This window comes from Kitasatospora sp. NPDC059327, from assembly GCF_042752535.1.
Classification (GTDB): domain Bacteria; phylum Actinomycetota; class Actinomycetes; order Streptomycetales; family Streptomycetaceae; genus Kitasatospora.
Window position 1 is genome coordinate 18,002 of the sequence record NZ_JBHYYB010000007.1, and the last position, 14,046, is coordinate 32,047.

General features: G+C 74.0%; 9 protein-coding genes. 5 read left to right on the top strand and 4 right to left on the bottom strand.

Features of this window, described 5'->3' with window-relative positions:
* Positions 1–78: 78 nt before the first annotated feature.
* The 4 genes from ACFXHB_RS06770 to ACFXHB_RS06785 all read right to left on the bottom strand — a co-directional run bounded on the left by ACFXHB_RS06770 (position 79) and on the right by ACFXHB_RS06785 (position 4,584).
* Entirely contained in the window at positions 79–387 is a 309-nt protein-coding gene (locus tag ACFXHB_RS06770; protein WP_380572696.1) for a hypothetical protein, read from the bottom strand.
* A gap of 79 nt (positions 388–466) precedes the next feature.
* Positions 467–2,734 carry an FUSC family protein gene (locus ACFXHB_RS06775; RefSeq protein WP_380572698.1) on the bottom strand — a complete coding sequence of 756 codons (2,268 nt, stop codon included), beginning with the start codon at positions 2,732–2,734 and terminating at the stop codon, positions 467–469.
* 430 nt (positions 2,735–3,164) lie between these two features.
* Positions 3,165–3,872: a VC0807 family protein gene (locus ACFXHB_RS06780; RefSeq protein WP_380572700.1), complete on the bottom strand. Its 708-nt coding sequence runs from the start codon at positions 3,870–3,872 to the stop codon at positions 3,165–3,167.
* Positions 3,873–3,942: 70 nt separating this feature from the next.
* A complete protein-coding gene (locus tag ACFXHB_RS06785) occupies positions 3,943–4,584 on the bottom strand; it encodes a TetR/AcrR family transcriptional regulator (protein WP_380572702.1) in 642 nt (213 codons plus the stop codon).
* 215 nt (positions 4,585–4,799) lie between these two features.
* On the opposite strand from ACFXHB_RS06785, the gene ACFXHB_RS06790 reads away from it, so the two are divergent.
* From ACFXHB_RS06790 to ACFXHB_RS06810, 5 genes are all read left to right on the top strand, one after another.
* Complete coding sequence (locus tag ACFXHB_RS06790) at positions 4,800–5,018, top strand: hypothetical protein (RefSeq protein ID WP_380572704.1); 219 nt, start codon at positions 4,800–4,802, stop codon at positions 5,016–5,018.
* A gap of 104 nt (positions 5,019–5,122) precedes the next feature.
* Positions 5,123–5,494 carry a gamma-glutamylcyclotransferase family protein gene (locus ACFXHB_RS06795; protein ID WP_380572706.1) on the top strand — a complete coding sequence of 124 codons (372 nt, stop codon included), beginning with the start codon at positions 5,123–5,125 and terminating at the stop codon, positions 5,492–5,494.
* Between the two features lie 193 nt (positions 5,495–5,687).
* Positions 5,688–9,908, top strand: coding sequence for a molybdopterin-dependent oxidoreductase (locus ACFXHB_RS06800; protein WP_380572708.1), 4,221 nt, complete (start codon positions 5,688–5,690; stop codon positions 9,906–9,908).
* Positions 9,909–10,290: 382 nt separating this feature from the next.
* Entirely contained in the window at positions 10,291–11,184 is an 894-nt protein-coding gene (locus tag ACFXHB_RS06805; protein WP_380572710.1) for an FAD binding domain-containing protein, read from the top strand.
* Positions 11,181–13,937, top strand: a complete 2,757-nt coding sequence (locus tag ACFXHB_RS06810) for a molybdopterin-dependent oxidoreductase (protein WP_380572711.1) — start codon at positions 11,181–11,183, stop codon at positions 13,935–13,937. Before ACFXHB_RS06805 ends, ACFXHB_RS06810 begins: the two co-directional genes overlap by 4 nt.
* Positions 13,938–14,046: the final 109 nt, after the last annotated feature.

Sequence of the window (14,046 nt, forward strand, 5' to 3'; positions counted from 1 at the left end):
GGGGCGGACGCGTCCCCGACGTGGCGCCGGCCGACCGGTGCGCCTGGTGGGTGGGCGCCGCACCGTTCTCGGCGGTGCTCAGTCGGGGCGCTGGACGGGGTGGCGGGTGGCGCCGAAGCCCGTCTCGTGGTCCCAGACGTGGGTGCAGGAGGGGCACTGGAGGTGGAGCACGCTGCCGGTGTTGGACAGCAGGTAGCGCCAGTGTTCCCGGCAGTTGCGCCGCTCCGCGCAGCCGGCGCAGCCGCGGGAGTCGTCGCAGCCGGGGCAGGCCGCCCAGGCGCGGCGCCCGACGTCGGCCTGCGGGTCGATCGGCAGGCGTCCCGGGCCCGGTCGCAGGCGTCGTGCGAGGGCGGTCGGGTGGGTGGCGGCGGGCAGGTTGCGGAACATGGACGTGAACTTAGGTAAGGCTTGCCTATCTGTCAAGCGTGCTGGGTGCGGTCCGGACCCGGCGGTGGCCGGAGTGGTGTCAGTGGGGGTGGGCGGGAGCGGCCCGTGCGGAGCCGTGGACCCGGGCCAGGTCGTCCAGCAGCCCGGTCAGCCAGAGGGTGATGTCGACGGTGTGCAGCGAGGCCGGGTCGGCGGGTGTCCGGGTGGCCGTCACGCGGTCCTCGTGCAGCGCGGCGCGGACGTCGGCCAGTGCGCGCTCCGCGCCGCCGAGCCGGGCGGGTTCGAGCAGTGCCGCGCCCTGGCGGCGGAAGGCGGCGGCGACCTGGTCCGCGCGCCGCACCAGGTCGGCCGCCCCCTGCGGCCCGGTGGCGGCGGTCCCGGGCCGGACGCGGGCGAGCAGGGGTTCGGCGCCGCGTACGGTGTGTTGGCCGGTGAGCACGGCGGCCTGCCAGTTCGGTCCCTCCCCGGCCCGTTGATGCCGCTCGCTGCGGTACTGGGCGTACAGCGCCTCGGTGAGCAGCGCGCAGTGCCGGGCCTGTTGCAGGGCGCCCCGGGCGGGGCCCGAGCCGGTGAGCACGGCGACGGTCTCGGACAGTGCCGCGGCACTGCGGTCCAGCAGCTCGGCGGCGCGGCGCCGCAGGTCGTGGCCGCCGCCGCGCGGCCAGGCGCAGAGCCCGGCGAGGATGCCGATCGTCGCACCGGTGGCCACGTCGATCAGCCGGGCCTCGGCCAGTTGCCAGCCGGCCGGGGTGAGCTGGGTGAAGACCATGGCGATCACGACGGTGAACGTCCCCTGCGCCCAGGCCAGTCCGAGGACCGGGCTGACGGTGAACGCGAACAGCATCACCGGCGGCAGCGCCGCCGCGTAGAAGACCGGGTGGTCGCCGACCGCGAACAGCAGCAGAGCGGTCACGGCGGCGCCGCCGGCCGTGCCGGCCAGGGCCGGGCGCAGCGTCATCCGGGTGTCGACGGCGCTGGTCCGCATCAGGGTGAGGGTCGCCAGAAGGACCCAGAAGCCGTGGGTGAGGTCGAGAGCGCCGGCCACCAGGCGGGCCGCGCTGAGGGCGCCGGCGGTGCGCAGGGCGTTGCGGAAGTACACCGAGCGGGTGGTCAGGTTCCCGCGGACCCGGCGCCACCAGAGCATCGGCGCCGACTCGTAGGCGTACCAGAACGGGCCGGGCCGCTGCTCGGGGGGCGTGCGGTCGGGCGGTGGCGGCAGGCGGCGGGCGGTGCGGGTGGCGAGGGTGAGGAACCGGGTGCCCTCGGCGGCGCTCAGGGCGAGGGTTCCGAGCGCCAGCCGGGCCACCGTCGTTCGCGGGGGGCGCCGCGCCGCGGTGGCGCGGGGTTCGGTGGTGCCGGGTTCGGTGGGGTCGGCGGGGTCGGTGGCGCGGTCGGCGTCGAAGGCGGCGATCCGCGCCTCGATCGGCGCGACGGAGGGGACCGGCCCGTCCGTCCGTACCCCGGCCCCGGCCGCGCGCAGGGCGTCGGCGGTGGCTGCGGCCATGCCGGCCACCTCCGGGTAGGGGCCGCCGACGGGCCCGAGCCGGCGGACCCGCAGCAGTTCGGCGGCGGTGAAGTGCAGGGTGGTGGCGCAGTGGGTGAGGGCGCGGTCGACGGCGCCCGGTCCGGCGGGCCGTTCCATCATCGGGATCCGGGAGAAGCGCAGGTCGTCGAGGAGGGTCAGGGCGTGCTCCTCGGCGGGGGTGCCGGGCGGCGCAGGTCCGGGCCGGTCCGGCGCCGCCGTGGGCGGGCGGCCGGCGCAGTCGACGGCGGCGAGATCGGCCAGCCCGGCCACCGCCCCGGCGGCGCGGGCCAGGCGGTCGCGGTAGTCGGTCGGTGGCGGCTCGGGCCACAGCAGCCGCTCCGCCGCGGCGAGCAGCAGCAGGCCCGCGGTCACCCCGCCGAGTCGCTGCGGCAGGGTGTCCGGGGCGTAGGGCGGGAAGCACGGCAGGATGTAGAAGAGCTGGAGCCCGTTGGTGAGCCCGACCAGCCGCGGCCCGCCCACCGAGGCGAAGGCCACCACGAATCCCACGCCCGCCATCCCGAGCGCCGCCGTCCAGGCGTGCACGGCCAGGGCGGTGCCCAGGCACACCAGCACCCAGGCGAACGGCAGGGTCCGCAGCAGCGTGCGCACCCGGGTCCGCGCGCCGCCCTCCACCCGGGCCAGCAGGCCGACCGCGACCGCCCCGAACAGCGCGTAGGTCGCCGTCACCGGCTGGTGCAGGCCGTAGCGGAAGGTGTAGAAGCCCGCGCACGCGGCGGCGGTGACCCGGACCGCGCGGTGCACCACCGTCGCGTCGGGACGCGCCCGGCGCGGGGGCGCCGGCCGGTCGGGCAACTGCCGCATCGCACCTCGCTCCGGTGGGGAGTTCGGAACCGGGTGGGCCTGACCTCCCGGGGCCCGGCCGACCCGGTGGCGCGCGCCGTGGGCGAGGCGGTCCGGACGCGACCGGCCCGGTCACCCGTCGCTGCGACGTTCGTCCGGGTGGCGCCGCACACCTCCACCCTAGGGCCCGTGGTCGAACTCCCGCCTGCGGGACGGACAGCGGGTGTGTGGCGGACGACGGGTACGCGGAGGACGACGGGTGTGTGCGGACGACGGGCGGGGCTGCGGCGGGGTCGGCCCGGAGCGCTGCGCGGTCCGGCCGGTGGGTGGATCCCGCCTGCCGAGGGGTGCGCCGCCGCCCGGGCGCGCCGCTGTCGCCCGGGCGTGTGCGGTGTTCGGGTCCGCAGACCTTCGGCCCTTCGGCCCTTCGGCCCTTCGGCCCTTCGGCCCCTCAGACCTTCAGGCCGTGGCGGGTGACGTACCGGTAGTGGAAGACGAACAGCGCCGCCAGCACGACCGGCCACTGCAGGCCGTTGACCAGCGGGACGGAGTCGACCGGCAGCGTCTGGGCGAGGACCACCCTGATCACGGCGTCCACCGTGAACCCGGCGCCCCAGACCGCGGTGATCACGCGGATGTGCCGGCGGAAGTCGGCCTCCCGGTGCCAGCGCTCCATCCACTCGCGCGCGCCCTCCTCGCCGATCTTCGAGGCGACGACCGTCCGTCCGGCGCTGAGCATGAACGGCCGTTGGGTGGCCAGCGTGCCGAGCACCCACAGGCCCACCACGCCGAACAGCCAGCTGTCCCGGACGAGCAGGGTCCTCGGGTCGCCGGTGACCATCGACATGAGGGCGCCGACGACCAGCAGCGTCAGGGTGAACACCGGCATCGCCTCGACCCTGCGGCGTTTCACCATCCCGTACGCGATCCACGGGGCGAGCAGCAGACCGCTCACGGCCAGGGCCGCCCACTGGCTCGCCCCCAGGCCCTTCAGCACGTAGTAGCCGGCGAGCGGCACGGCCAGTTCGAGGACCAGTGCCCGGGCCGCCGCCAGGCGCCCGGCGCGGGTGGCCCGCGCCTTCGGCGGCGTGGGCGCTGATCCGGGTGCCGCGATGTCCCGCACGATGTCCCCCTCGGTGGTGCTGACGACGGTCGCCATGTCCTGTTCCCCCACAGTCCTTCGGTGTCCTCGCGGTCGTGGCCGCGCTGTCGTGCCCGGCGGGCGGGCGCTACGGTGTCCGGCGGGTGGCCCGGTCGAAGATGTCGGCCAGCTCGCGCCCGCAGGCGGCCACGTCCAGCCCGGGGTCGGCGGCCGCGCGCAGGACCACCCCGTCGACGGCTCCGCGCATCGCGGTGACCATCACCCGGACGTCGAACTCCCGGAACTCCCCGGCGGCCTGGGCCTCGCGCATGCGCTGCTCCTGGACATCCATGATCGACTTCAGGGAGTCCGAGAACCCGACGCGATGCGGGTCGTCGCCCTTGAGGTTGGTGACGACCTCGGTCAGGGCCGGCAGGTGCTTGGGGTGGGCCGCGAGCAGCTCGACGTTCGACTCCAGGTAGGCCCGGAGCCTGCCCGAGTACCCGTCGGCGGCGCCGATCCGGGGCAGCATGAATGCTTCGGACACCCGCATGACCTCGGCGACCACCTCGTGCATCAGGTCGTCCTTGCCGGCGAAGTGGTACGAGATCATCCCGGTGCTGCTCAGTCCGGCCTGCTTGGCGATCTTCGCGAACGAGGTCTTGGCGAAGCCGACGTCCGCGAGCACCACGATGGCGGCCTGGACGATCTGGGCGCGTCGCGCCGATTCGGTGAAGGTGCGTCCCGACCCGGAGCCATCCTGCTCGCTCGTGCTGCTCTTTGCTTGCATGAGCAAAACTGTAGAGCTTCTTGCTCGGCTGAGCAAGACCCCGGAGGCCGTGGTGGGCCCCGCTGCCGTGGAAGCGGTTCCGGTCGGCGGTGGGCTCCTTGGGGGTGGAAGGTCGAAACGGCCTGCGAGGAGGCACTATGGCCAGTTCATGCCAAGATTCTGGATGGGGTTCGTCCCACCCCGACCGCGCGGAGCGGTCCCGGACGACGGGGCGGTTGCACAACGCCGTCGCGCTCTCCGCCGCCCTGCTGTTGCTCGCCCTCACGGTCGCCGTCGTCCTGTTCGTCGCCAGGATCGGCCAGGCCGTGCAGCACTCCCGCTCCCCGGTCTGTCTCGGTCTCACGATCGGCGGCACGACGACGGGGGACGGGCCGAGGGTGGGGGGCGGCACGACGACGGGGGGCGTGGCGAGGGCGGCGGAGGTGGCGGGGTGAGCGCGCGGGTGGGCCCGGGCGACCCGCGCCGCGGTGCGCGGGCGGGGTTCGCTAGGTTGGGGAACCGACGTGCGCGATCCCGGCTCCGCGGAGGGGTATTCACGATGGTCGATCAGACGGCCCACCAGCTGTTCTCCTACGGGACGCTGCAACTTCCCGAGGTCCAGCTGGCCCGGTTCGGCCGGCTCCTGGAGGGACGCTCCGACGCGCTTCCGGGCTTTCGCCTGACCTGTGTCACCATCACCGACCCGGAGGTGATCGCGGCCAGCGGCAGCGATCGCCACCCCCTCGTGGTCGCCTCCCCGCAGGGCGCGGACGCGGTGCCGGGCAGTGTCTTCGCGATCACCGACGCCGAGCTCGCCGCGGCGGACGACTACGAGGTCGACGACTACGCCAGGACCGAGGTCGTCCTGCGGTCGGGTGCCCGGGCCTGGGCCTATCTCGCCGCGCGCCCGGAGGAGGGCGCGGCGAGATAGGGCCTCGCCCAGGCGGGAGGCGCGGCAGGTGGGGGAGCGCGGGAGGCGCGGGAGGCGCTCACCACCCTCGTGGGCGGGCCGTGCGATCCGGTTAACTCCCCGATCCACCCACTGTGACGGCACCGAAACGCGGGCTTCCTAGGGTCGCGACCGTGGGATCCTCCCACCACGTGATCCCTGGGAGGGAGTCCCGGTGACGGCACCAGGTTCGAAGGCGGACGGCGTGCGGACGGTCTGCTCGTACTGCGGTGTCGGCTGCGGCATCGTGCTCGACATCGGCCGGGACGCCGCGACCGGCAGGCGCACCGTCGGCAAGGTGTCCGGGGACCGGAGCCACCCGACGAACGCCGGGCGGCTCTGCACCAAGGGCGCCACCGGTGCCGAACTGATGGCCGCTTCCGGGCGGGCCGGTACGGCGCTGATCCGCACCGAGCGGGGCGCCGAGCCCGCCGAGGTGGACGTGGACGCGGCGATCACGGCGGTCGCCGGGCGCCTGCGGGCGATCCTGGACGAGCACGGCCCCGACGCGCTCTCCTTCTACGTCTCCGGACAGATGTCCCTGGAGGCGCAGTACCTGGCGAACAAGCTCGCCAAGGGGTTCGTGCGCACCGGCCGGATCGAGTCCAACTCCCGGCTGTGCATGGCGTCGGCCGGCTCCGGCTACAAACTGTCGCTGGGCGCGGACGGGCCGCCGGGCTCGTACCGGGACTTCGACCACGCGGACGTCTTCTTCGTCATCGGGGCCAACATGGCCGACTGCCACCCGATCCTGTTCCTGCGGATGATGGACCGGATCAAGTCGGCCGGGGCGAAGCTGATCGTCGTCGACCCCCGGCGCACCGCCACAGCCGCGAAGGCCGACCTGTTCCTGCAGATCAGGCCGGGCACCGACCTGGCGCTGCTGAACGGGCTGCTGCACCTGCTGGTGGCGGACGGTCACCTCGACGAGGCCTTCGTCGCCGAGTACACCGACGGCTGGGAGGACCTGCCGGCCTTCCTGGCGGACTACCCGCCCGCGACGGTCGCCCGGATCACCGGGATACCGGAGGAGGACCTCCGGCGGGCCGCGCGGTGGATCGGCGAGGCGGGCGAGTGGATGAGCTGCTGGACGATGGGCCTCAACCAGTCCACCCACGGCACCTGGAACACCAACGCGCTGGTCAACCTGCACCTGGCCACCGGCGCGATCTGCCGCCCCGGCTCCGGCCCGTTCTCGCTGACCGGCCAGCCCAACGCGATGGGCGGCCGCGAGATGGGCTACATGGGACCGGGCCTGCCCGGCCAGCGCTCCGTCCTGGTGGACGAGGAGCGTGCCTTCGTCGAGGAGCTCTGGGGCATCGAGGCGGGTACCCTGCCCACCGAAACCGGGCGCGGCACGGTGGAGATGTTCGAGCGGATGGCCGCCGGCGAGATCAAGGCCTGCTGGATCATCTGCACCAACCCGGTCGCCTCCGTCGCCAACCGCAGGACCGTCATCGCCGCCCTGGAGGCCGCCGAACTGGTCATCACCCAGGACGTGTTCACGGAGACCGAGACCAACGCGTACGCCGACGTGCTGCTGCCCGCCACGCTGTGGGCCGAGTCCGACGGCGTCATGATCAACTCCGAGCGGAACCTCACCCTCGTCCAGGGCGTCGTGGACCCGCCCGGACAGGCCCTGCCCGACTGGCAGTTGATCGCCCGGGTCGCCTGCGAGATGGGCTTCGCCGACGCCTTCGGCTACGCGAGCGCCGAGGAGGTCTTCGAGGAGCTCAAGCGGGCCTGGAACCCGAAGACCGGCTGGGACCTGCGCGGTGTGAGCTACCGGCGGCTGCGCGAGGCACCGGTGCAGTGGCCGGCCGCCGCCCCGGACGGCCCCGACCGCAACCCGATCCGCTACCTCAACGACGGCGTCAGCCAGAGCCTGCTGGAGCGCGCGGACGGGAGCAGGCCCCGGCTGGCGTTCCCCACCGCCACCGGTCGCGCGCGGTTCTTCGGCCGGCCGCACCTGCCCGTCGCCGAACTCCCCGACGACGACTACCCGTTCGTCCTCAACACCGGCCGCCTCCAGCACCAGTGGCACACCCTCACCAAGACCGGCAGGATCGCCAAGCTCAACCGGTTGGACCCGGGCCCCTTCGTCGAACTCCACCCCGAGGACGCCGCCGCGATGGGGGCCGAGGACGGTGACCGCGTCGAGGTCGCCTCCCGGCGCGGGCGCGCCGTCCTGCCCGCCGTCGTCACCGACCGGGTCCTCCCGGGGACGTGCTTCGCGCCGTTCCACTGGAACGACCTCTTCGGTGAGTACCTCGGCATCAACGCCGTCACCAACGACGCCGTCGACCCGATCTCCTTCCAGCCCGAACTCAAGGCGTGCGCCGTCGCGTTGCGCGTGGTGCCCGCCGCGGCGCCCGAGGAGACCGCACCCGTGCCGGTGCACGCGGGCCCCGCCGTGCCGTCCCGCCGGCGGCCGGAGGCGCCCGTACCGCCAGGGGCGGCCGGTTCCGCCGTCGGCGGTGGGCCCGAGGCCGTGCCCGCCCTGGCCGCCCTGTTCGGCATCGCCGATCTGACCCCGCCGACGCTCGCCGAAGCGGAGCGCCGCTACCTGGCCGGGTACCTCTCCGGCATTGCCGGCGGTACCGTCCCGGTACCGCCGGGCGTGGTCCCGGTGCTGCCGGCGGGCGCGCCGTTCGCCCCGGGGACGGCGCTGTGGGTGAACGGTGTGCTCGCCGGCATGTTCTCCCGCGCCGCCGCGCCCGGCGCCATGGGCGAGCCGGCCGGGGGCCCCGCCGCCGCTGCCGCCCCCGGGCCCGCGCCGGCCCGGGACCTGCTCGTGCTGTGGGCCTCGCAGACCGGCAACGCCGAGGAGTTCGCGGCCACCGCGGCCGCGCGCCTGACCGAAGCCGGACGCGCCCCGACCCTGCTCGCGATGGCCGACACCACACCCCGACAGCTCACCGCCGGCACCGATCTGCTGATCGTCACCAGCACCTTCGGCGACGGGGACGCGCCCGACAACGGCGCTGCGTTCTGGCAGGGCCTCAGCGCCGCCGACGCCCCGCGGTTGGAGGGCCTGCGCTACGCCGTCCTCGCCTTCGGCGACTCCAGCTACGACGACTTCTGCGGGCACGGCCGACGCCTGGACGAGCGCCTCGCGGACCTCGGCGCCACCCGGCTGCACCCCCGGACCGACTGCGAGCCGGACGACGACGAGCCCGCCGGGAAGTGGCTCACCCAGGTCGCCGGCACCCTCGCCGCGCCGGTCGCGCCCGCTCCGGCGGCGCCCCCCGCGCCCCGGGCCGCCGGGCCCGCCGGTCAGGCGAAGACGTCCCCCTTCGCCACCCTCCTGATCGGCAACCGGCTGCTCAGCCTGCCCGGATCGCAGAAGGAGGTGCGGCAGTTCGCCTTCGACACCCGCGCCGGCGCGCTCGCCTACGAGGCCGGTGACGCCCTCGGCGTCCAGCCGGCCAACAGCTCGGCACTCGTGGCCGAATGGCTGGCCCTGACGGGCCTCGACCCCGGGGAGCGGGTCCGGGTGCCCGACGGCGGCGACCTGCCCCTCGTCGAGGCCCTGCGGACCCGTCTGGACATCGCCCGGATCACCCCGGACCTGCTCGGGTTCGTCGCCGAGCGCACCGGTGACCGCGCCCTGAAGCGGCTGCTGCGCCCCGACAACAAGGGTGAGCTGGCGAAGTGGAGCTGGGGCCGGCAGGCCGCCGACGTGGTCGGCGCCTTCCCGCTCCGGGCGTCCGCCGCCGAATGGGCCGGGGTGCTCAGACCGCTCCAACCCCGGCTGTACTCCATCTCCTCCAGCCCGCTGGCGCACCCCGGAGAGGTCCGCCTCACGGTGTCCGTCGTCCGGTACACCAACGACCTCGGCCGGGACCGCGCGGGCGTCTGCTCCTCGTACCTGGCCGACTGCGCCGACGACGGCCCGGTGCCGGTGTTCGTCCGGCGTTCCCCGCAGTTCCGTCCGCCGACGGGCTCCGCCACTCCGATGATCATGGTGGGCCCCGGCACCGGCGTCGCGCCGTTCATCGGCTTCCTGGAGGAGCGGCAGGCGCGCGGTCACACCGGCCCGAACTGGCTGTTCTTCGGCGAACAGCGCTCGGCCACCGACTTCTACTACCGCGAGGACCTGGAGACCTTCCGCGCCTCCGGTCACCTGGACCGCCTCGACCTCGCCTTCTCTCGGGACCAGCGCCGCAAGGTCTACGTCCAGGACCGGATGCGCGAGCAGGGCCCGCGCCTGTGGCGCTGGCTCCAGGACGGCGCCCAGCTCTACGTCTGCGGCGATGCCGGCCGGATGGCCAAGGACGTCGACCGGGCCCTGCGGGAGGTTGTCGCCGCGCACGGCGGGATGGACGAGGAGTCCGCCGCCGGGTACGTCCGGCAGCTGGCGAGCGACAAACGCTACGTCCGGGACGTCTACTGAGCGGGGGCCGGCCCGGTCAGACCGCGGACAGCCGCAGCGTGAACGGCGAACCGGCGGTGCCGGGCGTCCAGCCCTTCGACCGCGCGTCCCTGTCCGTCGCCAGTCTCCCCGCCCGGCCCCACGCGTGTCACCGGGTCTCGCCCGGTGGTTCGGCGCGGTCCCGTGGCGTCCGGCGGCGAGATCGGCCGGACCACGGCCCAACAGCTTGCACCTGCGAGGCCACGATGAGTAGCGGGCTCGCAGATGCAAGCCCGGAATGAGTCCACTCCCGTTGGTTGATCATCCAGCCCGGACGTGGATCACTGGTGTTCAGCACCACTCGTCCCCACCGTCACCCCGTTGCTTCAATCACCGTATCGAGCTACCCGGACGGTGGAAGAGCATGGATCTGAACACGGTGACGGAGGTACGCGATGCCCGCCGTCGCGAGGCATGGCAGCAGGGTGACGCCTGGCTGGGCGGAGGCACCTACCTGTTCTCCGAGCCGCAGCCGCACATCCGTCGGCTGATCGACCTCAGCCGGACCGGCTGGGAGCCGCTGGAGGTCACCGCCGACGGGGACCTGGAGATCGCCGCCACCTGCACGATCGCCCAGCTCTCCCGCCTGCCGAAACCGTGGACGGCCGGCCCGCTCTTCGAACAGTGCTGCCGGGCCTTCCTGGCGTCCTGGAAGATCTGGAACATGGCCACCGTCGGCGGCAACCTGTGCAACGGGCTGCCCGCCGGGCCGATGATCTCCCTCACCGCCGCACTGGACGGCGTCTGCGAACTGCTCTCCCAGAGCGGCTCGGTGCGCAGGGTGCCGGTCGCGGACTTCGTGATCGGAGCCGGCGTCAAGGTCCTGCAGCCCGGTGAACTGCTCCGCTCGATCACCCTGCCGGCCCGCGCGCTCGCGAGCCGTACGGCCTTCCGGCAGGCGTCGCTGTACGGGCTGGGCCGCTCGGGTGCGCTGCTCATCGGTGCGGTCGACCCGCTCGACGGCACCCTGACGCTCACCATCACCGCCTCCACCGTCCGGCCGATCCAGCTGCGCTTCCCGCTGCCGCCGAACGCGGAGGCGGTCCGGGAGGCGGTCGAGTACGCCGTCCGGCCCGAGGAGTACTACGACGACATCCACGGGCTGCCCGCCTGGCGACGGCACATGACGTTCCGCTTCGCCGAGGAGATCCGCCGCGAACTGATCGATCCCGCGCCGGCCGGTTCCCGGTCGGCCACGTCCTCGCCGGCCGCGTCGGCGCCGGCCCGTTCCGCACCGACCGAGGAGGCCGGACGATGAGCTTCGAGATCCGTGTCAACGACCAGGACTTCGACGTCGAGCCCCGCCCGGGCCAGTGTTTGCGGACCTATCTGCGCGACCGGGGCTGGTTCGGGGTGAAGAAGGGCTGCGACGCCGGTGACTGCGGCGCGTGCACCGTCCAGGTCGACGGCAGGCCCGTGCACAGCTGCGTCTACCCGGCGGTGCGGGCCCGGGGGCACGCGGTGACCACCGTCGAGGGGCTGGCCAAGGACGGCGAACTGCACCCCATGCAGCAGCGGTTCCTGGATGCCCAGGGCTTCCAGTGCGGCTTCTGCACCGCCGGGTTCCTGATGACCACCTCGGCCCTCGACGCGGAGCAACTGACCGATCTGCCCCGGGCGTTGAAGGGCAACCTGTGCCGCTGTACCGGCTACCGGGCGATCGAGGACTCGGTGCGCGGGGTCAAGCACACCGAGCGGCCGTGCGCCGGGCAGGCCGTCGGGCGCAGCCTCGGGGCGCCGGCCGGACCGCAGGTGGTCACCGGCACCGCCCGGTACACCTTCGACGTCGAGGTGGAGGGCCTGCTGCACATGAAGCTGCTGCGCTCCCCGCACCCGCACGCCCGGATCGTCTCGATCGACACCTCGGCCGCGCTGCGGGTGCCCGGTGTCCAGGCGGTGTTCACCCACCACGACGTGCCGGACAAGCTGTACTCCTCGGCCCGGCACGAGCACCCCACCGAGGACCCGGACGACACCCGGGTCCTGGACGACGTGGTGCGCTTCGTCGGGCAGCGGGTGGCCGCCGTGGTCGCCGACAGCGAGGGGGCCGCCGAGGAGGGCTGCCGCCGGATCGTCGTCGCGTACGAGGAACTCCCCTACGTGGTCGACCCGGAGCTGGCGATGCTGCCCGGCGCGCCGGTGATCCACCCGAAGGGCCCGGAGTCGCGCATCTTCCGCGCCCGGGACAACGTCTGCGGCGAGGTGCACGGCGAGCTGGGCAACGTCGAGCAGGGGTTCACCGAGGCCGCCGTCGTGTACGAGGAGACCTTCCAGACCCAGCGGGTGCAGCACGCCAGCCTGGAGACGCACGGGTGCGTGGCGTGGTTCGAGGAGAACGAGGAGAGCGGCGAGGAGCGGATCGCGGTGCGCTCCAGCACCCAGGTGCCCTTCCTGACCCGCCGGGCGCTGTGCGACCTGTACGACCTGCCGATGGAGAAGGTCCGGGTGGTGGCCGGCCGGGTCGGCGGCGGGTTCGGCGGCAAGCAGGAGATGCTCACCGAGGACATCGTGGTGCTGGCCGCGTTGAAGCTGCACCGGCCGGTGAAGCTGGAGTTCACCCGGCCCGAGCAGTTCTACGGCGCCACCACCCGGCACCCGTTCAAGGTCACGGTGAAGGTCGGCGCCCGGCGGGACGGTGTCCTGACGGCGCTGCAGTTCCGGGTCGTCGCCAACACCGGCGCGTACGGCAACCACGGCCCGGCGGTGATGTTCCACAGCGTCGGCGAGTCGATGGGCGTCTACCGGGCGCCGAACAAGAAGGTGAACGCCTACTCGGTGTACACCAACTGCGTGCCGGCCGGGGCGTTCCGCGGCTACGGGCTCGGCCAGGTGACCTTCGCCCTGGAGTCGGCGATGGACGAGCTGGCCCGCCGGCTGGACCTCGACCCCCTGGTCCTGCGCGAGCGGAACGTCATCGGCCCCGGCGAGCACATGGAGGGCCCCCTCGGCGAGGAGGAGGACCTGCACGTCGCCAGCTACGGCCTGGACCAGTGCCTCCAGGTGGTCCGGGACGCCCTCGCCGACGACCGCAGCGCCGAGCTGGCCCCGCCGGGCTGGCTGGTCGGGCAGGGCTTCGCGATGTCCGCCATCGCCACCGGCCCGCCCGGCGGCCACTTCGCGGACGCCACGGTGAAGCTGCTGGAGGACGGCACCTACGACATCGCGGTCGGGACCGCGGAGTTCGGCAACGGCACGACCACCGTCCACAAGCAGATCACCGCCGGCGCCCTGGGCACCACGGTGGACCGCATCGCCATCCGGCAGTCCGACACCGACGTGGTCAAGCACGACACCGGCGCGTTCGGCTCGGCGGGCACGGTGGTGGCGGGCAAGGCCGTGATGAAGGCCGCCAACGCCCTCGCCGAGCAGATCCTCTCCTTCACCGCCGAGTACGCCCGCACCCCGCGCAGCCTGGTCCGGCTGAACGCCGAGGTGGTGGAGTGCGACGGCCGGTCCGTCCCGCTCAAGGAGGTCTTCGAGGCCGCGCGCGGCCAGGGGGTCGAGCTCACGGCCGACGGTCACTGGGGCGGCTCACCGCGCTCGGTGGCGTTCAACTCGCAGTGGTTCCGCGTCGCCGTCGACCCCGACACCGGGGAGATGCGGATCCTGCGCAGCGTCCACGGAGCCGACGCCGGCAAGGTGATGAACCCGCTGCAGTGCCGCGGCCAGGTCGAGGGCGGCGTGGCCCAGGCGCTCGGCGCCACGCTGTTCGAGCAGGTGCTGGTCGACGAGCGGGGCGAGGTGACCACCGCGGCCTTCCGGCGCTACCGGCTGCCCGCCTACGCCGACGTGCCGCGCACCGAGGTGCACTTCACGGAGACCTCCGACGCGATCGGCCCGCTCGGCGCCAAGTCGATGAGCGAGAGCCCGTTCAACCCCGTCCCGCCGGCCTTCGCCAACGCGCTGCGCGACGCCACCGGCATCCGCTTCACCGAGGCGCCGTTCCTCCGCGACAAGGTGTGGCAGGCCATCGCCCGCTACGGCGGGGGGACGGGTCCGGCCCGCGCGTGAGCGGCGGGCGGGCCACCCCGGCCGCGCACCCGTCCGTGCGCGGCCGGGTGCGCGGGGCCGAACCGGGCTTCCCGGTGGCGTAGTTCGGCCGCGACCGGTCTTGTAGGAT

Coding starts and splice junctions, on each gene's coding strand:
- ACFXHB_RS06770 (WP_380572696.1), bottom strand. CDS start 387: ATGTTCCGCAACCTGCCCGCCGCCACCCACCCGACCGCCCTCGCACGA.
- ACFXHB_RS06775 (WP_380572698.1), bottom strand. CDS start 2,734: ATGCGGCAGTTGCCCGACCGGCCGGCGCCCCCGCGCCGGGCGCGTCCC.
- ACFXHB_RS06780 (WP_380572700.1), bottom strand. CDS start 3,872: ATGGCGACCGTCGTCAGCACCACCGAGGGGGACATCGTGCGGGACATC.
- ACFXHB_RS06785 (WP_380572702.1), bottom strand. CDS start 4,584: ATGCAAGCAAAGAGCAGCACGAGCGAGCAGGATGGCTCCGGGTCGGGA.
- ACFXHB_RS06795 (WP_380572706.1), top strand. CDS start 5,123: ATGGTCGATCAGACGGCCCACCAGCTGTTCTCCTACGGGACGCTGCAA.
- ACFXHB_RS06805 (WP_380572710.1), top strand. CDS start 10,291: ATGGATCTGAACACGGTGACGGAGGTACGCGATGCCCGCCGTCGCGAG.
- ACFXHB_RS06810 (WP_380572711.1), top strand. CDS start 11,181: ATGAGCTTCGAGATCCGTGTCAACGACCAGGACTTCGACGTCGAGCCC.